The organism is Pseudomonas lyxosi, from assembly GCF_047758685.1.
Classification (GTDB): Bacteria; Pseudomonadota; Gammaproteobacteria; order Pseudomonadales; family Pseudomonadaceae; genus Aquipseudomonas; species Aquipseudomonas lyxosi.
In genome coordinates, this window is the sequence record NZ_CP180481.1 from 4,453,238 (window position 1) to 4,474,033 (window position 20,796).

14 protein-coding genes are annotated in these 20,796 nt (G+C 60.6%); 1 reads left to right on the forward strand and 13 read right to left on the reverse strand.

What is annotated here, in order from left to right; translation table 11 throughout:
- Positions 1-109: 109 nt before the first annotated feature.
- From ACMXYI_RS20585 to ACMXYI_RS20630, 10 genes are all read right to left on the reverse strand, one after another.
- Positions 110-724, reverse strand: a complete 615-nt coding sequence (locus ACMXYI_RS20585; RefSeq protein ID WP_415768814.1) for a glutathione S-transferase — start codon at positions 722-724, stop codon at positions 110-112.
- Complete coding sequence (locus ACMXYI_RS20590) at positions 721-4,362, reverse strand: AAA family ATPase (RefSeq protein WP_415768815.1); 3,642 nt, start codon at positions 4,360-4,362, stop codon at positions 721-723. The genes ACMXYI_RS20585 and ACMXYI_RS20590 overlap by 4 nt, the downstream gene beginning before the upstream one ends.
- On the reverse strand, positions 4,359-5,603 hold the full coding sequence (locus ACMXYI_RS20595) for an exonuclease SbcCD subunit D C-terminal domain-containing protein (RefSeq protein WP_415768816.1): 1,245 nt from the start codon (positions 5,601-5,603) through the stop codon (positions 4,359-4,361). The genes ACMXYI_RS20590 and ACMXYI_RS20595 overlap by 4 nt, the downstream gene beginning before the upstream one ends.
- A gap of 255 nt (positions 5,604-5,858) precedes the next feature.
- Positions 5,859-7,499, reverse strand: coding sequence for a BatD family protein (locus ACMXYI_RS20600; protein ID WP_415768817.1), 1,641 nt, complete (start codon positions 7,497-7,499; stop codon positions 5,859-5,861).
- Positions 7,496-9,235 carry a tetratricopeptide repeat protein gene (locus ACMXYI_RS20605; protein WP_415768818.1) on the reverse strand — a complete coding sequence of 580 codons (1,740 nt, stop codon included), beginning with the start codon at positions 9,233-9,235 and terminating at the stop codon, positions 7,496-7,498. Before ACMXYI_RS20605 ends, ACMXYI_RS20600 begins: the two co-directional genes overlap by 4 nt.
- Positions 9,232-10,311, reverse strand: a complete 1,080-nt coding sequence (locus ACMXYI_RS20610; RefSeq protein ID WP_415768819.1) for a vWA domain-containing protein — start codon at positions 10,309-10,311, stop codon at positions 9,232-9,234. Before ACMXYI_RS20610 ends, ACMXYI_RS20605 begins: the two co-directional genes overlap by 4 nt.
- The gene (locus ACMXYI_RS20615) at positions 10,304-10,798 is read right to left on the reverse strand and encodes a DUF4381 domain-containing protein (RefSeq protein ID WP_415768820.1); all 495 of its coding nucleotides are present in this window, start codon (positions 10,796-10,798) and stop codon (positions 10,304-10,306) included. Before ACMXYI_RS20615 ends, ACMXYI_RS20610 begins: the two co-directional genes overlap by 8 nt.
- A complete protein-coding gene (locus ACMXYI_RS20620) occupies positions 10,795-11,739 on the reverse strand; it encodes a DUF58 domain-containing protein (RefSeq protein ID WP_415768821.1) in 945 nt (314 codons plus the stop codon). Before ACMXYI_RS20620 ends, ACMXYI_RS20615 begins: the two co-directional genes overlap by 4 nt.
- A gap of 5 nt (positions 11,740-11,744) precedes the next feature.
- Positions 11,745-12,704: an AAA family ATPase gene (locus tag ACMXYI_RS20625; RefSeq protein ID WP_008150800.1), complete on the reverse strand. Its 960-nt coding sequence runs from the start codon at positions 12,702-12,704 to the stop codon at positions 11,745-11,747.
- 242 nt (positions 12,705-12,946) lie between these two features.
- On the reverse strand, positions 12,947-13,303 hold the full coding sequence (locus tag ACMXYI_RS20630) for a hypothetical protein (RefSeq protein ID WP_415768822.1): 357 nt from the start codon (positions 13,301-13,303) through the stop codon (positions 12,947-12,949).
- 504 nt (positions 13,304-13,807) lie between these two features.
- On the opposite strand from ACMXYI_RS20630, the gene ACMXYI_RS20635 reads away from it, so the two are divergent.
- Positions 13,808-18,715, forward strand: coding sequence for an NAD-glutamate dehydrogenase (locus tag ACMXYI_RS20635; protein ID WP_415768823.1), 4,908 nt, complete (start codon positions 13,808-13,810; stop codon positions 18,713-18,715).
- 169 nt (positions 18,716-18,884) lie between these two features.
- Here the strand turns inward: ACMXYI_RS20635 and ACMXYI_RS20640 are convergent, their stop codons facing one another.
- The 3 genes from ACMXYI_RS20640 to ACMXYI_RS20650 form a co-directional block, all read right to left on the reverse strand.
- Positions 18,885-19,595 (reverse strand): ATPase, encoded by a 711-nt coding sequence (locus ACMXYI_RS20640; RefSeq protein WP_415768824.1) that lies wholly within the window; start codon positions 19,593-19,595, stop codon positions 18,885-18,887.
- Positions 19,596-19,823: 228 nt separating this feature from the next.
- A complete protein-coding gene (locus tag ACMXYI_RS20645; RefSeq protein WP_415768825.1) occupies positions 19,824-20,240 on the reverse strand; it encodes a cupin domain-containing protein in 417 nt (138 codons plus the stop codon).
- Positions 20,241-20,429: 189 nt separating this feature from the next.
- Complete coding sequence (locus ACMXYI_RS20650; protein ID WP_008150809.1) at positions 20,430-20,723, reverse strand: putative quinol monooxygenase; 294 nt, start codon at positions 20,721-20,723, stop codon at positions 20,430-20,432.
- Between the last annotated feature and the right edge of the window lie 73 nt (positions 20,724-20,796).

Below are 20,796 nucleotides of genomic sequence, written 5' to 3' on the forward strand. Positions count from 1 at the left end.
TGCGTTCGGCTGCGCAGCAGTCGTAAATCCGCTATGTCAGATTCATCTGTTAGACCGAGTGCTCTGGTTTCACGACTGCTGCGCAGCCGAACGCAGGCTTCGCCAGCTGCTACAGGGGGCGGTGCGGCTCCTTCTGCATTACGTCGACAAACAAATCCGACTCCAGAAACCGCTGCAACCAGCCCTGCAAACGGTGATAGGGCGTCTGCCCGAACCACTCGCGATCCACATGGGCGAACTGCCGCACAAACGGCATCAGTGCCACATCCGCCAGACTCGGATGCTCGGCCAGCAAGTAGTCGCGTCCCTCCAGTAACTCATCAAGCCTGCGCAAAAACACCTCGCCCTCGGCGCGATAAAACGCCATCGACTGCTCGGGGTATCGCTCGGCGTACTTGTAGCGATTCAGGTGCACCTTGAACACCTGATCGTTTTCTTCGATCAGCCCGGCGATGTGTTGCTGCCCGACAGGATCATCCTTGAGCAACCAATCCTGCGGATCGTTCTGTGCCAACGCCCAGTGCATGATCGCCAGGCTTTCATCGATCACCTGACCGTCGACGCTCAGCACCGGCACCGTGCCTTTGCTCGACAGCGCCAGCATTTCGGCAGGTTTGGCCTTCAGGCTGACCTCGACAATGTTCACCGCAACGCCGGAGTAGCGCAGGGCCATGCGCGCCCGCATCGCATAGGGGCAGCGACGGAAGGAATACAGCGTATTCATTTCACCTCCAGCGTACTGAGGCCGTTGCCCTGACGGCGGACCTGAATCTGCACCGGAATCCGTTCATGCATTTCCTGCACGTGTGAAATCACCGCGACTTTACGTCCCTGCGCTTGCAAGCCGTCGAGAGCATCCATGGCCAGTTGCAGGGATTCCGGATCAAGGCTGCCGAAGCCTTCATCGATGAACAGCGATTCGATTTTCAGCGTGCTCGATGCCATGGACGCCAAACCGAGCGCCAGGGCCAGCGACACCAGGAACGTCTCGCCGCCGGACAACGAATGCACCGAACGCAGTTCATCACCCATCTCGGTGTCCATCACCAACAAACCGAGCATGCTGCCGCCACGTTTGAGGCGATAGCGCCGCACCAGTTGCCGCAACTGAACGTTGGCGTGATGCACCAGCAGGTCGAGGTTGTAGGCTTGGGCGATCTTGCGGAAGGTGTCGCCCGTGGCCGAACCGATCAGTGCATTCAAACGTGCCCAGCGCTGGTATTCGGTGTAAGCGTCGGCGATCTGCTGCGCGAGGGCTTGATTGGCATTTTGCCGGCGCTGATCCTCGGCCTGTTCGGCGCGCAGTTCGGCGCAACGGTGTTCGCTGGCGATGAACAGGTTTTGCAGCTCGGCAAGCGCTGTCGCCAGTTGTTCGGCGTCGAGATTGCCGTTGTGCTGCGCTTGATGATTGAGCAGACGCTGATCGCGTTCCTGCAACAGAACCTTGGTCTGTTCGATGGCTTTTTCGCTTTGCTGCAATTGCTGACGCAGTTCGCTGACCTGCTGGTCGTCGACACTCAGCAGATCTTCCAGACCACCGTCATCCAGTTCCGGATGCAATGCGCGCCAGTCGGCAATCTTGCCGCTCAGCTCGCGATCTTCGGTTTCCAGTGCCTGCGAGCGTTCCTGCTGGGCCTTGAGTTCGGCGCCCAGCTGCACCAGCCGCGTACGCACGGTTTGCAGTTCCTGATTGGCCGTCGCCTCAGCATTGCGCGCCTGTTCGACGGCTTGATCCAGTTGCTGCTGCCACTGCTCGGCGCTGGCGTGTTCGCCGAGCAATTGCGTGAGTTTTTGCTGGCAGGCCTGTTGCTGGTCGGCGAGGGCGGTGAACTGCTGGCGGGCCGTTTCCAACTGCTGGAGGCGAGTGAGTTGGCGGTCCTGTTCTTTCTCCAGCGTCTGCTGCCGTTGTTGCTGTTCGCCGAGTTCATCGCGTTGCTGATCGAGTTGTTCCAGCCGCTGGCTGATCTGCCGGTCCAGTTGCATGAAGGTCGCGGCCGGTTCGTTGCGCAGCGCTTGCAGCGTGTCGGCCGGGAGCAGGGTGCTGAACGCCGTCAACTCCTCGTCCAGACGCTGGCGATCACTGCTCAACTCTCGTTGCTGGTTGGCCAGGTGCTGGGCAGCTTGCTGGCTCGCCGCTTCAGCACTACGCAGTTGCTGTTGAAGGCGCGCGGCGTCCTGTTGCAGGGTGAGCAGGGCGGTCTGCCGTTGTTCGTCCTGAGTGATGCTTTGGTTCAACTGGTTGTTTTGCTGCACCAGCCAGGTATCGCGTTTAGCCGCATCCTGCGTGAGCAGCTGCGCAGATAACGGATGTGCTTCAAGGCTCGGTGCCAGGCTCTGTTGCTGGGTCGCGAGGTGCTCTTGTTGTTGCAGCAACTCCTTTTGCTGCGCAATCACGCCGCCCACTTCAGCGCGCAGGTCAGTGAGCTTTTCTTTCAACAGGTCGACGGCTTTCTGGGCGTTGGCCTGTTCGCTTTCATCATGCCGGCCAAGGCTTTGCAGCAGTGCTTCGGGCTGATGATAGGGATGGTCGGGGCTGCCACAGACCGGGCAAGGCTGATCGTCCTGTAACTGCTCGCGCAGTTCTTCGACGCTGGCGCTGCGGGCCAGGCGCTGGCGTTCCAGCAGTTCGCGGGTGACGGTCAGGGTCTGTTCGGCAACGACCAATTCGTTCTTGGTTTTTACACCGTCCTGGGTCAGACGTTCTCGTTCTTGCTGAGCGGTCAGCTGGCGCTGCTGGAGTTCGGACGCGCGCTTGTCCAGTTCCTGCTGACTGGCCCACAGGCGCGTCAGCTCTTCAAAGGCTCGCTGTTGCTTGCGGTTGTCTTGCAACAGACTCCCGAGAATCTGGATCTGCTCGGCCACCGCTTCCGGTTCGGCGCCGGCCTCCTTGTACAGCACTTCAAGGCTCTGGCGCTGAGTGGACAGGTCCTCGGCAGCGCGAGCGGCGCTCTGTTCCAGGGCGGCCAGTTCATCCTGGCCCTTGTTCAGGCGATTGCCGATCAGCATCAGCTGTTGCAGGCGATCACGGTAGGCGTTCCAGGCATCGCTCAAAGGCGCCAGAGGGGTGCTTTGCTCAAGCTCCCCGGCGATCCGCTGCAAACGTTCGGCGACCTGTTTCTGTTGGTCGAGCAAGCCTTGGATCGTGTTTTGGCCCTGAGTGCAGGTCAGTTCCGCCTGCTGCTTGAGGTCGGCACTGAGGCTTGCATCCTTGACCAGGCGGGCGAGGGTACTTTGCTCTTCAAACGCCTGACGCAGCAGTGGAGCGCTGCTGGTGTGTTGGCTTTGGGCTGAGACGAGTGCGGTCTGCGCGGCGCTCAGGCTGTGTTCGAGTTGCGCCTGGCGCTCGTTCAGTTCGGTTTGCTGTTGGATGTGCTGCTGAATCTGCGCGGTCAGCGGTGTGAGCTGGGCAGTGAGTTCGGTCTTGCGGGCGAACTGGTGCCGTTGCGGGGCCAGTTGCTCCAGGCGAGTCAGCTTCAAACGTTCGCCGGCCAAACTGTTCCAGTGCTGCTGGGCCGATTGCAGTTGCTCGGTGGCGCTCTTCTGCTCGTCCTGCAACTGGCGCAGGTCCTTGAGCCAGGTGTGTTGCAGTTCTAAATGCTTGAGTTGCGCTTGCTGGGTCTTGAGTTGTTGCTGAGCCTCGTTGAAGCATTCATCGAGTTCTGCCCGAGCTTCTGGCGACAATGGCGTCACGCCGGTGGCCTGCTCCTGCAACAGTTTGTGGGCTTCTCGAGCCTCTTTGGTTTTGTCGAAAGCCCGGCGACCGAGGCGCGTATACAGCGCAGTGTCGGTGAGTTTTTCCAGCAGTTCGCTACGTTCGTTGTCGTTAGCCTTGAGGAACGCACTGAATTCGCTCTGAGCCAGCAGCACCGCGCGAGTGAATTGCTCAAAGTTCAGGCCCAGTACGGATTCGAGCTGGGTTTTGAATTCAACTTTCTGACTGGCCAGCAGTTGATCGAGATCGATGTCGCGCAAACTCTGGCGGCTGGCTTGCAGCTTGCCGCCGGCTTTCTCGCGGGCGCGATTAGCCTCCCAGCGAGCGCGGTAGCGACGGCCATCGATGCCAACGAAATCTACTTCGGCATAACCTTCACCGGTACCGCGGCGCAGCAGCGTGCGCGGGTCGCCAGTGCTGATCTCGCCGTCGGCGTCTGGCGCTTTGGCAGACACCTGAGCATTGCTCAGCCGAGGCACAGCACCGAACAACGCCAGGCACAAGGCGTCGAGCAAGGTGCTTTTGCCGGCTCCGGTCGGCCCGGTGATCGCGAACAGACCGGCGCTGGCCAACGGCTCAGCGGTAAAGTCGATTTCAAAGGGCCCGGCCAGTGAGGCGAGGTTTTTCAGGCGGATCGCGAGGATCTTCATGGTTGTTCGCTCTCCATCTGCACGTCTTGCAACAACTCGGCGAAGTCCTTGAGGGTTTGCTCATCGACCTCGCTGCCGTAGTTGTCCTGCCAGGCGCGGCTGAACAGTTCCTGAGGTGAGAGCTGGTCGAGTTCGATCAAGGTCGTGCCGTCATCCACGCCATCGCAGCTGCCATTGCCGGCGTATTCAGCGGCGATCCGCACCAGGCGCACGGCTTTGCCTTGCAGGGCGGTTTCCACTTGATAACGCAAGTCGGGTTGCGGCTCATCGAGACGCACACGAACTTCCAGCCACGGCTGGCGCTGGATATCGGCCAGCAAGTCAATGTTCGGCAAGTCGGCCAGTTGCAGCAGGATTTCCGCCAGTGGCGCGGGACCGATGCGTTGCAGATTCACCGCCCGGGGGATCAGTTTGGGTTCGACGCTGACCAGGGTTTCGCCCTCGAGTTTGATGTCGAGAATCTGGTGCTGATAGCCAATCTCGGAGAACGACAACGGAATCGGCGAGCCGCTGTAGCGGATGCGCTCTTCACCATTGACCTTCTGCGGCTTGTGCAAGTGACCGAGGGCGACGTAACTGATGCTCGGCCCGAACAGACTGGCGGGCAGCGCTTCGGCGTTACCGATGATCAGGCTGCGTTCGGAATCTTCCGACACCGAACCGCCGGCCATGTGCGCGTGGCTGATAGCGATCAGCGCCTGACCTGGTTTGCGCTTGGCATTGGCGGCTTCGATCAGCCATTCGTGAACCTGACCGATGCCGCGCAGGTAGTTGTCGCCCAAGTGCGCGCCGGTCACCTCGGCGGGGCGCAGGAACGGCAGCGCCAGGCACCAGGCGACGGTTTTGCCTTTGGCGTCCGGCAATGGCAGCAGCAGGCGCTCGGCGTCGAGTTGACCATCATCCAGCCACAGCACACGACCCAGCGCATGCGTGCGCAAACGCCGCATCAACGGCGCGGGCAGTTCGATCCGCGAACCGGAGTCATGGTTGCCGGCGATCATCACAATGGTCAGCTTCGGCTGTTGTTCATGGGCGCTGACGATGAAATCGTAGAGACGTTCCTGGGCTTTGACCGGCGGGTTGACCGTGTCGAAGATATCGCCGGCAATCAGAAGCACGTCTGGCTGGTCCAGCTTCAGCTGGCGCAGCAGCCATTCGAGAAAGCAGGCGTGTTCGAAATCGCGTTCCTGGCCGTGCAGGTTCTGCCCGAGGTGCCAGTCGGAGGTGTGAAACAGACGCAAGGTGAACTCCGTAGGAAATAAGGTGATGGCCGCGAGGAAAATGATGGCGGCTAAAGGGGAGGGAGTTTACTGGCAAACACGCTGGATGTGGCCGTGCACTTCTTGTAGCAGCTGGCGAAGCCTGCGTCCGGCTGCGCAGCAGTCGCAAAATCAGCACTCGCGGTGTATCAGACAAACCATGCAAGCCGGATCTACGACTGCTTCGCAGCCGGACGCAGGCTTCGCCAGCTGCTACAGGGGATGCGGCGACAGTGGTTATTTTGGGTACAGCGGCGGCAGGCCACTGTCGCCAACCGGGTCCTGAACCCGCTCGGCAATCGGAATCGCCTTGATCGCCCGCCACAAGTCTTCACCTTGCCAATGCTGGCCGGTTTCGCTGTAGAGCGCGCCGTTCAAGCCGTCGAGGGCGTCGGACAACGGCACAAAACGCGCCGCCATATCGGCCAGGGTTTCCGGTTGTTGCCGGGCCCAGGCGTCGAGGGCCTGACGGGTGGCGTGGGAGTCGTTGGCCTGACAGGCGCGCTTGAGATCGTCGAGCACGGTGCGCGGGCTCGGGCCGGTCTGCGCCGCGCGCAGGATCGCCGGTTGCCAGCGGGCGCGCCACCAGAGACCGAAACCCAGCAGGGTGGTGCAGGCCAGGATCAGGGTGCTGAGTTTCCACCACCAGAGGGCTTCGTTGTCGGCCGCGGAAAAGACTTGAGGCATGCCGGCCGGGGTGTCGACCATCAGGGCCGGATTGTTCGCCACTGGCAGGGTTCGGGCCGGCAGGCTGCTGTGATCCAGGTGGTCTTCGAAGGTGTTCCACCAGATCACTTCAACCGCTGGCAACTCGATTGCGCCGGCACGGGTTGGCACCAGGGCTTCACGGTCTTCGCGACTGCCGATCAGACCGCGCTCGCTGTTCTGGTTGCCCAGCACCGGTTGATCCGGATAGCGCCGCAAGCCGTTGACGTCGGTGGCGGGCAGCGGTGGCAATTGCGAACTGTCCAGGCCTTCAGCCTTTACCGTCAGGCTGCGGGTCAACGAGTCACCCACCTGCGCATGATCCGGTTCCGGGTTCCAGCTTTCGCTCAGGCTGAGGCTACGGGCCGGGAGCCATGGCACGTCGGCCGGGTAGGTGGCGGGTTTGGCCTTGACCGTCAGCAGAATCTCGGCGGAGCTGACCCGCATCAGTTTGCCGGATTTCGGTGCTTGGGCGGCGGAGTCCTTGGCAGGCTGTGCGTCAACGAGTGCGGCATTGAATATCTGCGGCGGAATGATCAACTCACCGCTGTGTTGCGGGTAGATCGCGTAGCGCATCTCGATCACGCCGTGGCGCAGGCCGTTGATGTCTTTCTCGTAGGTGCGCGCCTCGCCCAGTTGCTCGATGCGCACATCGGGGATTTGCAACGGGGGAAGGCTGCTGTCGTCGTACAGCGACACCGAATGATAGATGCGCAAGGTCAGGATCGCCTGGGCTTGCACGTACACGCTGTTTTGATCGAGGCTGGCGTCGATGAATACCGGGGCCCGTTTGGTCGGGCTGTCCTGGGTTTCGGTTTCGACCACTTGCACGGTGATTGGCTGGCTCTGCACGTCACCCAGTTGCAGTGACGGAATCACCACGCTGCCGTTCTGCCGAGGCAGCAAGGTGATAATCCAGCGGGTTGTCGCACGGTTGTCGCCGTTCAGGGTAGTCAACTGGTTGACCTGACGGGTACCGCGCACTTCGAACAGCGGCTCCAGCGGTGTCAGATCAGGCTTGCCGAACTGCGTCACGTCGTTGGATTCGAGGGTCAGTTCAATCGTTTCGCCGCTGTTCAGGTGACTGCGATCGACACTGGCGAGCAGCCCCGCAGCCTGGGCCTGAACAGTCCAGAGCAACAGTGCGAGCAAGAAAGTGGTGAAGCGGGTCATCGAGTTTTTCCCTGATCCTGATGTTGTTGCTGTTCGTACCAGAATTTGCGCCTGAGCAATTCACCCGGGTCATCCGGGATCTTGCGCAGCCATTGCTCCAGCGCTTGGCGCTGTTCACCGTCGATGCTGTCGCTGGCCGGACGCATCGGTGGTCTGGTGCTGTCTTCATTCCCCAGCTCGCTGCCCGGGACTTCATTGGTGCCGGGTTTCGACGGCGTTTTGCTCTGTTGGTCGGAGTCCGTCGTGGTTTGTTGGCCGTCGGTTTTCGGTTCGCCCTTATCCGACGGTTGCGTGGCCGCGCCCGGTGGCGGTTCTTGCGTGGGGGGCTCGGTCTCGTTGCCGGCGTTTTTGTCCGGTGCAACGGGCGGCGGAGTGTTTTTCTGCTTGAGCAGACTTTCCACCAGCGCCTTGTTGGTCAGGGCCGGGCGCAAATCCGGTTGACGCTCCAGCGCCTGTTCGTAGGCATCCAGCGCGGCTTCCAGCTCACCGCTTTTGGCCAGGGCGTTGCCACGATTGTAGTGGGCGTGGGCGTCGCTGCCTTCGGCGAACCGCTGGGCGGCGCCGCTGTAGTCGCCTGCCTCGTAGAGCGCGACACCTTGCCATTGTCGATCTTCGAAATGCTGCGCAGCCTCAGCCGGACGCTTTTTCTTGAGCAAGATCAGACCCTGTTGGTCGGGGCGCAGCCACAAATCGTTGAAGTCGAAGGCATAACTCGGTTGTGGCAGCAAAAACAGCAGTGGCAAGCAGAACAACCAGCCGCGACGACCGGCGCACGCCGCCAGCAGCAACAACGGCAACAACAGCCAGTAACCCTGATCGGCCCACGAATCGAGGCGCAGGGTCTGGCCGTCGTTGCGCAATGCGCGTGGACCGTCGAGCAAGCGGAGGGCGCGCAGGTCGGCATCGTCCAGGCGCGCGTGGCGATAGCTTCCGTTCAGGTCGTTGGCAAAGGCTTTCAGGCCTGGTTCGTCCAGATGTGGGACCAGAATCGCGCCCTGGTCGTCCTTCAGAAAACTGCCGTCCTCCTGGGTGATCGGCGCGCCTTCGGCAGTGCCGATACCGAGCATCAGAAATTGTGTCGACTTGCCGTCCAGCGCCTGCTGAATCCCCTGGCGTTCCAGTTCGGTCAAGGTCGAACCGATCAGCAGGATCCGCCCGTCACCGAGGGCGCCCTGTTCCAGCAGGGCAAGGGCCTTGGTCACCGCCAGATCGGCGCGATGTCCTGCTTGGGGCATCAACGAAGGCTTGAGGGCATCCAATAGATTGCGGCTGGTCGACAGATCATCCGAAAGGGGCACCAGCGTGTGAGCGCTGCCGGAGTAGACGACGATTGCAGTTTGGGCGTCGCTCCGGTTCTCCAGCAGGTTGAACAGCTTGCGCCGGGCCTGTTCCAGCCGGTTGGGTGGTACGTCGGTCGCGAGCATTTCCGGGGTCAGCTCAAGGATCACCACCAGCGGGTCGGCGGGTTTCTGGCTGGCTTGCTCGACACGTTCCCAGCTCGGCCCGAGCAGCGCCAGAACGGTCAGGACCCAGGCACATCCCAGGATGACCCACGGCAATTTGCTGTCGCGACCGTTGCCACCACTGAGCAACGCCGCATGGAAGGCCGGTGGCAGAATCATCTGCCAGCGCCCGGCGCGTTTCTGCCGATGCCAGAGCTGCCAGAGCAACCAGCCGAGCAATGGCAACAACAGCAACCACCAGGGGCGGAACACGTACGGCCAGAGTGCGCTCATCGACGCCTCCGCAGACGCAGGCGTTTAAGCCGCTGGCGCCAGTCGGGCAGTTGCGATTGCAAAAACAGATCCTTGGTAAACAGTCGGCGCAACGGGTTGTCTGGCCAGCCCTCGCGAACCACCAACAGCATGCTCAACAGCAACGCTATTGCCAAAGGCCAGTGGTACAACGCCTGAGCCGGGCGGGCCTGAGTCGGTTGCTGGGTCACCGGTTCCAGTTTGTCGAGGGTGTCCTTGATCGCTTGCAATTCCTTGTCATCGTGAGCCCGAAAATACTGGCCGCCCGTGGCTTCGGCGATCGCCATCAAGGAGGGTTCATCGAGGTCTAGGCTCGGGTTGACCCCAAGGAAACCCAAAGTGCCGCTTTGCTCAGGATCGGCGCCGATACCGATCGGGTAGATTTTCACGCCTTCGCTGGCCGCCAGCCGCGCCGCCGTGAGCGGGTCGATTTGGCCACCGTTGTTGGCGCCGTCAGTGACCAGAATCAGTACGCGACTTTGTGCCGGGCGTTGGCGCAGGCGTTTGAGGGCCAGGCCAATGGCATCGCCGATGGCGGTGTTCTTGCCGGCGATGCCGATCCGCGCTTCGTCGAGCCACACGCGCACCGTGTGCCGGTCGAACGTCAGCGGTGCTTGCAGATACGCCTGGCTGCCAAACAGGATCAGGCCGACGCGATCGCCGTCGCGACTTTCAAGGAAGTCACCGAGCAAGTGCTGAACCAGTGTGAGTCGACTGACTTCTTCGTCCTGCCACTGCATGTCGGGGAAATCCATCGAGCCGGACACGTCCACCGCTACCAGCAGATCGCGACCGCTGGCGGCGATGGGCAGCGGTTCGCCAAGCCATTGCGGGCGCGCCGCCGCGATCAGTAACAACAGCCACAGCAGAATGAACGGTGCCTGTTGGCGCCAGGCCGGCAGGTTGGCCCGGGCGCGGCGGCGGACCAGGCCTTCGAGGTCGCCGAGGAAGCTGACTTTGAGCGCCGGCTCGCCACTGTCGGCGACAGGCAGCACGATGCGCATCAGCCAGGGCAGCGGCAGCAGGGCAAAGATCCATGGCCAGGCGAACTCAAACATGTTTACGAATCCAGGTGTCGACCGCTTGAGTCAGGCCGGCGATGGCCTTGTCGTCGAGTTTGCATTCGGGTTTGTAGGCGCCTTCGACCAGCACCATCCAGCGGGTCAGGCCGGCGGCCGGGCAACGATTGTCGAGGAATGCCAGCCATTTGCGCCCATTGAGGGTATGGCTCTGGCTGTAGGGGTAGTGGTTGCGGCACAGGCGTTTGAGTAAACCGTTGAGTTGCTGCAACCAGGCACCGGCCGGAGCGCCGTCGTAGGGTTTGGGCATCCGCGCCAGTTCTGCCAGCGCGGCGAGGCGCACCGGGTCCAGCGGTTGTTCGGCGCGCACGATAGGGCCTTTTTTCGCAAAGAAGTGCCTGGCCTTCCACAGACCGAAACCGATCAGAGGCAGTAACAGCAGCAACAGCCACCAGCCCGGTGCCGGTGGCCAGAATTCGATCGGCGGCGGGGAGATCAGCGGTTGCAGTTGATCGAGGCTGCTCATCGGCCTTTCCCCGGTTTCTGCGGGTTAAGGTACTCGCGCAATTGTTCAACCATCTCGCTCTGGGTGCTCAGGGGCATCAGCAGTACCCGCAGCTTCTGCGCCAGCAATTCCCAGCGAGCGATGCGCGCTTCGGCCTGGGCGCGATAGGTCTGGCGCAACTCGAAGTTCAGCGTGTCGAGTTCCAGTTGCGCACCGCGTTCGGCGAAACGTAAAAGCCCGGCGGCGGGCAGGGCGTGATCCAGTGGATCGGACACCGGTAGCAGCAATAGATCGCAATGCCGCGACAACAGGCTCAGCTGTTGTTCGGCGCCCTCGGTCAGGGTGCGTTCGTCGCAGATTATGATCACCAGGCTGCCGGGACGCAGTACTTCCCGGGCACGGCGCAGGGCAATGTTGAAGGCGTCCCGGTCCGGCTCGTTTTCCGTGTGCAGCGACTGATTGACCCGCACCAGACGGTTGAGCAACTGCAGCAGGCTCTGTTTGCTGCGTCGTGGCTTGATTTCATAGTGTTCGTTGTTGCCGAACACCAGTCCGCCGACGCGATCGTTATGACCCAGTGCGGCCCAGCCGATCAGGCTCGCGGCCTGGGCGGCGAGCACCGACTTGAACATCAGCCCCGAGCCGAAAAACAGCCGGCGACTTTGCTCGACCATGATGAAAATCGGCCGTTCGCGCTCTTCATGGAACAGCTTGGTGTGGGGTTCCTGGGTCCGTGCGGTAACCCGCCAGTCAATGCTTCGCACGTCATCGCCGGCCTGATAGACCCGCACCTGATCGAAGTCCACCCCGCGCCCGCGCAGTTTGGAGTGGTGCAGGCCGATCAGCGGGCTGCGCTGGCTCGGTGTGGAAAACAGTTGCACTTCACGCACGCGATGGCGCATCTCGATCAGCTCGGCGAGGCTGACACGGATGCCCGGCTCGGGCGGCAGGAGGACGTTCATCGGGGTCAAGCGACGGCTACGACGTCGAGAATCCGCTGGACCACCCGGTCCTGGTCGATGCCCGCGGCTTCGGCTTCAAAGGAAAGAATGATGCGGTGGCGCAGTACGTCGAACAGCACCGCTTGAATGTCTTCCGGGCTGACGAAGTCGCGACCGGCCAGCCAGGCGTGGGCCCGGGCGCAGCGGTCGAGGGCAATCGAACCGCGCGGGCTGGCGCCATAGGCGATCCACTCGGCCATCTCCGGGTCGAACTTGGCCGGGGTGCGTGTGGCCATGACCAGTTGCACCAGGTATTCCTCCACGGCGTCGGCCATGTACAAACCGAGGATTTCCTTGCGCGCGGCAAAAATCGCCTGCTGGCTGACCCGGCGCTCAGGCTTGGTTTCGCCGTTCAGCGCTTCGCCACGGGCCTGTTGCAGGATCCGACGTTCGACGGCGGCGTCCGGGAAGCCGATTTTCACGTGCATCAGGAAGCGGTCGAGCTGCGCTTCGGGCAGTGGATAGGTGCCTTCCTGCTCGATCGGGTTTTGCGTGGCCATCACCAAAAACAGCGGCGACAGCTCATACGTGCTGCGCCCGACGCTGACCTGGCGCTCGCCCATGGCTTCGAGCAGGGCGGACTGAACCTTGGCCGGGGCGCGGTTGATTTCGTCCGCCAGCACCAGGTTGTGGAAGATCGGACCTTGCTGGAACACGAAACTGCCGGTTTCCGGGCGATAGATTTCCGTACCGGTGATGTCGGCGGGCAACAGGTCGGGAGTGAACTGGATGCGATGGAACTGTGCTTCGATGCCTTCGGCAAGTTCTTTGATGGCCTTGGTCTTGGCCAGGCCCGGAGCGCCCTCGACCAGCATGTGGCCGTCGGCAAGCAAGGCGATGAGCAAGCGCTCGATGAGTTTTTCCTGGCCGAGAATCTGCGTTGAAAGAAAGGTTCGCAGCGCGAGCAGCGCTTCACGATGTTCCATCGATGACTGTTCCTGGAAAGGGTGACCGAAGACGTTCGAATAACGCCAGGGCTGGGGGCGTTACTTTAATCTATCGCGGGGGGCGGCGACTAACGGCATTTTGTGCAAATGTGCGCAGCCGCGCGAGGATCAAAGGATCGCAGGCTGCGCCAGCTCCTACAGGATCGGTGTCATCCGTAGCAATTGCGCCAAACCCGGTCAATGTAGGAGCTGGCGAAGCCTGCGATCTTTTAGCGGCCTAATCAGGCGAGTTGGCTGATATAGGTGCCAGTACCCTTCAGAATGTTTTGCAACGTTTCTTCCACTTCAGCCAAATCCGCCGTATCAGTGCTGTGAATGATTTCCAGCGAATCATCACCATTCAGCGCATCGGCGTCAGCGGCGGCGATTTCGATCAGCAGGCGGGTAGGGCTGAGGGTGACTTTCACGCCGTCCAGCGTCGAAGGCTCGCCGTCGAGGGTGATGTCCAGCGCGTCCTCGTCCGGGTAGCGGGTCATCAGGAACATATCGCCCTGATCGCTGTGGCAGCAGAGCATGGCCATGTTGTCTTCTTCGTCGTCGCACGGGTTGACGATCAAGAGGGCGGTGGTCATTTGCATGGGAAATTCCTGGCTCGACGAGCGTTGTGAAGACAAACAAAGGGCAATTCTGCCAGCAGACGGGAATTTCTGCTCGCCTGAGTGTCAGAGGATGTGTCGTGAACATCCGGGGTGTTACTGGTCATTTCTGGTACGGATGTGCCGCAAAACCGGGCTTAAACCCCCCGTTTTGCCGTGCGACTGCTAGTGTTGTTCGATGCACAAGGCGCAAGCTGCGTACCGATGACCGAATATGTCGCAGCGCTGCAAGCACGGGGCTTGCCGCACTGGTTAAGCTGCGCAACGGATGAGCACCTGTAAAGGCATTGCGCTGCACCTTGCCCAGTCGTTTTTGCAGATGCCCATTCATGGAAGGTGAATGTGACCTGAGTGTCTTGTCCAGCTTCACCCACCTGTCATCCTGTTTCCTCTGCCCGAGAATCAGGAACAGGGTGACGGATCGCCCCGAAAGGGGTTTTGCACGCGACGCTTCCATCAATAACAAGCCCAAGCGGAGTACCACAGATGGCGTTCTTCACCGCAGCCAGCAAAGCCGACTTCCAGCACCAACTGCAAGCGGCACTGGCCCAGCACATCAGTGAACAGGCACTGCCACAAGTGGCGCTGTTCGCGGAACAATTTTTCGGCATCATTTCCCTGGACGAGCTGACCCAGCGTCGGTTGTCCGACCTCGCCGGCTGCACCCTTTCTGCGTGGCGCCTGCTTGAGCGCTTCGATCACGCGCAACCGCAAGTGCGCGTCTACAACCCCGATTACGAACGCCACGGCTGGCAGTCGACCCACACCGCGGTCGAAGTGCTGCACCACGACCTGCCATTCCTGGTGGACTCGGTGCGTACCGAGCTGAACCGTCGCGGCTACAGCATTCATACCCTGCAAACCACTGTGCTGAGCGTGCGTCGCGGCAGCAAGGGCGAGCTGCTGGAAATCCTGCCGAAGGGCACCCAGGGCGAAGGCATTCTGCAAGAATCGCTGATGTACCTGGAAATCGACCGTTGCGCCAACGCGGCCGAACTGAATGTCCTGAGCAAGGAACTGGAACAGGTTCTCGGTGAAGTCCGCGTTGCGGTCGCCGATTTCGAGCCGATGAAAGCCAAGGTCCAGGAGATCCTCACCGGCCTGGACAACAGCCAGTTCAAGACTGATCCGGAAGAAAAAGCCGAAATCAAAAGCTTCCTGGAATGGCTGGTGGGCAACCACTTCACCTTCCTGGGCTATGAAGAGTTCGTGGTTCGCGATGAAGCTGACGGCGGCCACATCGTCTACGACCAGGATTCCTTCCTCGGCCTGACCAAATTGCTGCGCACCGGCCTGACCTACGATGACCTGCGCATCGAAGACTACGCCGTGAACTACCTGCGCGAACCGACCCTGCTGTCGTTCGCCAAGGCTGCGCACCCTAGCCGTGTACACCGTCCGGCTTACCCGGATTACGTGTCGATCCGTGAAATCGACGCCGACGGCAACGTCATCAAGGAATGCCGTTTCATGGGCCTGTACACCTCGTCGGTGTATGGCGAGAGCGTGCGGGTCATCCCGTACATCCGTCGCAAGGTCGAAGAAATCGAACGCCGTTCCGGGTTCCAGGCCAAGGCTCACTTGGGCAAGGAACTGGCGCAGGTGGTCGAAGTGCTGCCGCGCGACGATCTGTTCCAGACCCCGGTCGACGAGCTGTTTACCACTGTGATGTCGATCGTGCAGATCCAGGAACGCAACAAGATTCGCGTGTTCCTGCGTAAAGACCCGTACGGCCGCTTCTGCTACTGCCTGGCCTACGTGCCGCGCGACATCTACTCCACCGAAGTGCGTCAGAAGATCCAGCAAGTGCTGATGGATCGCCTGAAAGCCTCGGACTGCGAGTTCTGGACCTTCTTCTCCGAGTCCGTGCTGGCCCGCGTGCAACTGATTCTGCGCGTCGATCCGAAAAACCGTCTGGACATCGACCCGCAACAGCTGGAAAACGAAGTGATCCAGGCTTGCCGCAGCTGGCAGGACGACTACTCGGCCCTGACCGTCGAAACCTTCGGCGAAGCCCACGGCACCAACGTGCTGGCCGACTTCCCGAAAGGCTTCCCGGCCGGTTACCGCGAGCGTTTCGCCGCGCATTCGGCTGTGGTCGACATGCAGCACCTGCTGAGCCTGAAAGAATCCAATCCGTTGGTGATGAGCTTCTATCAGCCACTGGGTCAGGTCTCCGGTCAGCGCGAGCTGCACTGCAAGCTGTATCACGCCGATACCCCGCTGGCGTTGTCCGACGTGTTGCCGATCCTGGAAAACCTTGGCCTGCGTGTGCTGGGTGAATTCCCGTATCGCCTGCGTCACAACAATGGCCGCGAGTTCTGGATTCACGACTTCGCGTTCACTGCCGCTGAAGGCCTGGAACTCGACATCCAGCAGCTCAACGACACCTTGCAGGACGCGTTCGTCCACATCGTGCGCGGCGATGCCGAGAACGATGCGTTCAACCGCCTGGTGCTGACCGCCGGCCTGCCATGGCGCGATGTTGCGCTGCTGCGTGCCTACGCCCGCTACATGAAGCAGATCCGTCTGGGCTTCGACCTGGGTTACATCGCCAGCACCCTGAACAACCACACCGACATCGCTCGCGAGTTGACCCGGTTGTTCAAGACCCGTTTCTACCTGGCCCGCAAGCTCGGTACTGACGATCTGGAAGACAAGCAGCAACGCCTGGAACACGCGATTCTGAGCGCACTGGACGACGTCCAGGTGTTGAACGAAGACCGTATCCTGCGTCGCTACCTGGACCTGATCAAGGCCACCCTGCGGACCAACTTCTACCAGACCGACGCGCACGGTCAGAACAAGTCCTACTTCAGCTTCAAGTTCAACCCGCACCAGATTCCAGAGCTGCCGAAGCCAGTACCGAAGTTCGAAATCTTCGTTTACTCGCCACGCGTCGAAGGCGTGCACCTGCGCTTCGGCAACGTTGCTCGCGGTGGTCTGCGCTGGTCCGACCGTGAAGAAGACTACCGCACCGAAGTCCTGGGCCTGGTAAAAGCCCAGCAAGTGAAGAACTCGGTCATCGTGCCGGTTGGCGCGAAGGGCGGCTTCCTGCCGCGTCGCCTGCCACTGGGTGGCGGTCGAGACGAGATCGCGGCCGAGGGCATCGCCTGCTACCGCATCTTCATCTCGGGCCTGTTGGACATCACCGACAACCTGAAAGACGGCGCGCTGGTACCGCCGGCCAACGTCGTGCGTCATGACGACGATGACCCGTACCTGGTGGTGGCAGCGGACAAGGGCACTGCAACCTTCTCCGACATCGCCAACGGCATCGCCATCGACTACGGCTTCTGGCTCGGCGATGCGTTCGCATCGGGCGGCTCGGCCGGTTACGACCACAAGAAAATGGGCATCACCGCCAAGGGCGCGTGGGTTGGCGTTCAACGTCACTTCCGCGAACGCGGCATCAATGTTCAGGAAGACAACATCACGGTGGTCGGCGTCGGCGACATGGCCGGTGACGTGTTCGGTAACGGCTTGTTGATGTCCGACAAGCTGCAACTGGTCGCAGCGTTCAACCACCTGCACATCTTCATCGACCCGAACCCGGAGCCGGCCAACAGCTTCGCCGAGCGTCAGCGCCTGTTCGACCTGCCGCGTTCGGCCTGGTCGGATTACGACACCAGCATCATGTCCGAAGGCGGCGGGATCTTCTCCCGTAGCGCGAAAAGCATCGCGATTTCCCCGCAGATGAAAGAGCGCTTCGACATTCAGGCTGACAAGCTGACCCCGACCGAACTGCTGAATGCCTTGCTCAAGGCACCGGTGGATCTGTTGTGGAACGGCGGTATCGGTACCTACGTCAAAGCCAGCAGCGAAAGCCACGCCGATGTCGGCGACAAGGCCAACGATGCACTGCGCGTGAACGGCAACGAACTGCGCTGCAAAGTCGTGGGCGAGGGCGGTAACCTCGGTATGACCCAGCTGGGTCGTGTCGAATTCGGCCTCAATGGCGGCGGTTCCAACACCGACTTCATCGACAACGCAGGTGGTGTGGACTGCTCCGACCACGAAGTAAACATCAAGATCCTGCTGAACGAAGTGGTTCATGCCGGTGACATGACCGACAAGCAACGTAACCAGTTGCTGGCGAGCATGACCGACGAAGTCGGCAACCTGGTGCTCGGCAACAACTACAAGCAGACTCAGGCCCTGTCCCTGGCGGCACGCCGTGCCTTCGTGCGGATTGCCGAATACAAGCGTCTGATGAACGACCTGGAAGGCCGCGGCAAGCTGGATCGCGCCATCGAGTTCCTGCCGTCTGAAGAAGCGATCAACGAGCGCCTCGCGGAAGGCCATGGCCTGACCCGTGCAGAGCTGTCGGTGCTGATCTCCTACAGCAAGATCGACCTCAAGGAAGCGCTGCTCAATTCTCAGGTGCCGGACGACGATTACCTGACGCGCGACATGGAAACCGCTTTCCCGCCGACCCTGGTGAGCAAGTTCTCCGACGCCATGCGCCGTCACCGTCTGAAGCGCGAAATCGTCAGCACCCAGATCGCCAACGATCTGGTCAACCACATGGGCATTACCTTCGTTCAACGACTGAAAGAGTCGACCGGCATGAGCCCGGCGAACGTGGCCGGTGCTTACGTGATCGTGCGTGACATCTTCCACCTCCCGCACTGGTTCCGGCAGATCGAAGCCCTGGACTACCAGGTTTCCGCTGACGTGCAACTGGAGCTGATGGACGAGCTGATGCGTCTGGGCCGTCGCGCTACGCGCTGGTTCCTGCGTGCCCGTCGCAACGAACAGAACGCTGCCCGTGACGTCGCGCACTTCGGTCCGCATCTGAAAGAGTTGGGTCTCAAGCTCGACGAACTGCTGAGTGGCGAGATCCACGAAAACTGGCAGGCTCGCTATGAGGCGTATGTCGAAGCCGGTGTGCCGGAGTTGCTCGCACGCATGGTGGCTGGCACTTCGCACCTGTACACCCTGCTGCCGATCATCGAGGCCTCCGACGTGACTGGCCAGAACCCTGCAGACGTGGCGAAGGCTTACTTCGCTGTCGGCAGCGCGCTGGACATCACCTGGTACCTGCAACAGATCAGCGCTCTGCCGGTTGAAAACAACTGGCAGGCCCTGGCCCGTGAAGCGTTCCGCGATGACGTCGACTGGCAACAACGTGCGATCACCATCTCGGTCCTGCAACAAGGCAACGGTACCCAGGACGTGGAAACCCGTCTGGAACTGTGGATGGAAGAGCACGAAGGCATGATCGAACGCTGGCGCGCCATGCTGGTAGAAATCCGTGCCGCCAGCGGCACTGATTACGCCATGTATGCGGTGGCCAACCGTGAGTTGCTGGATCTGGCGTTGAGCGGTCAAGCGGTAGTGCCTACTACTGCTGCTGTCACTGCCAGCGCTGAGTTGGAGCCGGCTGCCTGATCAGGCGCTGAATGAAGAAGCCCTGCAATGAGAGTTGCGGGGCTTTTTTTTGTCTGATCGTTCCCACGCTCTGCGTGGGAATGCCGCTATGGACGTTCTGCGTCCGCTGTTGAGGCTGTGACGCGGAGCGTCACGGGATGCATTCCCACGCAGAGCGTGGGAACGATCTTTAGTGCAACTTTATGCCTGTAGTGTTATCGATCATCGACACTTTATCTGTCGGTCTGGTCAATAAATTACTGAGCGACTGGTCAAACTTCTGCAAGGCCCGAACTTGCACATTCTGTTGTTCGTTTATATCGGCAACTATCTCTTCGCTGCGTTTATAGTCCGCCCATACCGGACTCAGTTCCTTAGCGTCATGCCCTTGCGCAATGCCGATATAGTTGAAGTTGGTATCGTAGAACGCTGCGCTGACATTCGCGCTGATATCCGAACTGCGCGATGTCATCAATTGACTGCGCGTGTCGACGACGGCGACCACGTCGGGTTTTGCGGCCCTGAGGCTTTGCATATCCGGATACACCGTCACCGAGCCAAACTGACGTTGCAAAGAGGCTTTGACCCAGTCCACCGCAAGGTCCGGTTTGGAGGTGGCAACGTAGGCATCGTGGATCGACTGCACCAGCAGGGTCTGGCCGAAACCGGTGCCGGCGTTGGCTTGGTAATCCTGAAGGTAGGCGCGGTTGGTCTGAGTGTTGCGGCTGTAGACGATGCCCAGGGAAACGTTGCTGCCATTGGTGACATGCGTGGCGCTGCTGCGGCCGACCGGCTCGGTGAAAATGCCGTCGAGCGAAGAAACAGCCTTCGGTGCAGTGGGTATTGAACAGCCTGTTAAAAGAACCGTTATCGTCAAGGTGCTGACAAGTGCAAGTTTCATGGTGTTTCTCCCGTGAAACAACTTGAGTCGGAAAGTTAATAGGCCGGACACAGTCGGCGGAGATTCCAGACTAAACCTGTCGTCACTGAATGAAATGGCCAATCACCGCACTTGTCAGGTGACGACTAGTTTTGATTGGTTTAAAAGGCCCCGGTTAATGACGCCGGGAAATAAAAAGGCCCGAATGCTTAATTCGAGCCTGTTTATTTATGGCTGGCGCAATAGCTATCAGTTTTCCAAAGGGATCAATATTTTTTCTTCTGGCGCTAACACCATAAACACCAACAGTTTGGCGGGGTTGGTGGTGCTGGCATTTTTCGAGACCAGATGCTCCGACCCCGCCGGCTCGTACCAATATTCACCAGCCTTGTAGGTGATCGCCTTTTCGCCTTTGACCTGGGAAATGATTTCTCCCGAAATGACGTAAGCCATGGCCGTCCCCTCGTGCTTGTGGGCGATGGACGATTGGCCGGGCAGATAGTCGACCTCGATCATCAGCGCCTTTTTATTGGGCACGTTTTTCAACATTTGGTCCTGCAACACGGTGACCTTTTCCGAAGGCGCGGATTCGTGGGCGAATGCCGCGGCGGAGACGGTCAGGGCGAGGGCGGCGAGGGGGGCAGCACAGTAGCGGAAGGCTTTCATGGGTATCACCTGCTTGGTTAGTCGTCAGGGACCACAGTAAGTCTCGGCCAAGGCCAAACAAACAGCCAATTTTCGTGAAGGCGAGGGGACCAATCATGCGCGTTGAAAAAACAAGATCGCCGCCTCCAGCTACTTCTGCAGGGGTACCCATTGCCCTGTAGGAGTAGCCGAAGGCGGCGACCTAATTTTCTAAACGATAGGAAAGCTGTTGAAGTCGACGCTGTTGGCCAGACGGCTGTCGATCAGGCCGATAAAGCCTTGTACTTCAGGGCAGTTGAAATGCATTTGCATGGCCGCTTCCGATTGCCAGCGGGCGCTGACCGTCCAGCGGTTGTCGTCCTCGGGGCAGCGGTCGACCATATAGGAATCGCAGCCCGGCAGTTCGCGCAGGGTGTCGACAATTTTTTGCAGTTGCTTGCCCAATTCGTCCGAGCGGCCGGCGGCGGCCTGCACCTTAACGGTATTGATCACTTCGTTGGACATTGCTCACACTCCTGAATCAGGCCGGACGAATCCTGCTCATTGAGAGATAACGCTTATGCAGGATAGGCCCGCA

Bases quoted from the DNA above. Each gene is read 5' to 3' on its own strand.
- ACMXYI_RS20590 (WP_415768815.1), bottom strand. From the start codon at position 4,362: ATGAAGATCCTCGCGATCCGCCTGAAAAACCTCGCCTCACTGGCCGGG.
- ACMXYI_RS20650 (WP_008150809.1), bottom strand. From the start codon at position 20,723: ATGTCCAACGAAGTGATCAATACCGTTAAGGTGCAGGCCGCCGCCGGC.
- ACMXYI_RS20585 (WP_415768814.1), bottom strand. From the start codon at position 724: ATGAATACGCTGTATTCCTTCCGTCGCTGCCCCTATGCGATGCGGGCG.
- ACMXYI_RS20610 (WP_415768819.1), bottom strand. From the start codon at position 10,311: ATGTTTGAGTTCGCCTGGCCATGGATCTTTGCCCTGCTGCCGCTGCCC.
- ACMXYI_RS20640 (WP_415768824.1), bottom strand. From the start codon at position 19,595: ATGAAACTTGCACTTGTCAGCACCTTGACGATAACGGTTCTTTTAACA.
- ACMXYI_RS20635 (WP_415768823.1), top strand. From the start codon at position 13,808: ATGGCGTTCTTCACCGCAGCCAGCAAAGCCGACTTCCAGCACCAACTG.
- ACMXYI_RS20630 (WP_415768822.1), bottom strand. From the start codon at position 13,303: ATGCAAATGACCACCGCCCTCTTGATCGTCAACCCGTGCGACGACGAA.
- ACMXYI_RS20605 (WP_415768818.1), bottom strand. From the start codon at position 9,235: ATGAGCGCACTCTGGCCGTACGTGTTCCGCCCCTGGTGGTTGCTGTTG.
- ACMXYI_RS20620 (WP_415768821.1), bottom strand. From the start codon at position 11,739: ATGAACGTCCTCCTGCCGCCCGAGCCGGGCATCCGTGTCAGCCTCGCC.
- ACMXYI_RS20625 (WP_008150800.1), bottom strand. From the start codon at position 12,704: ATGGAACATCGTGAAGCGCTGCTCGCGCTGCGAACCTTTCTTTCAACG.
- ACMXYI_RS20600 (WP_415768817.1), bottom strand. From the start codon at position 7,499: ATGACCCGCTTCACCACTTTCTTGCTCGCACTGTTGCTCTGGACTGTT.
- ACMXYI_RS20645 (WP_415768825.1), bottom strand. From the start codon at position 20,240: ATGAAAGCCTTCCGCTACTGTGCTGCCCCCCTCGCCGCCCTCGCCCTG.
- ACMXYI_RS20615 (WP_415768820.1), bottom strand. From the start codon at position 10,798: ATGAGCAGCCTCGATCAACTGCAACCGCTGATCTCCCCGCCGCCGATC.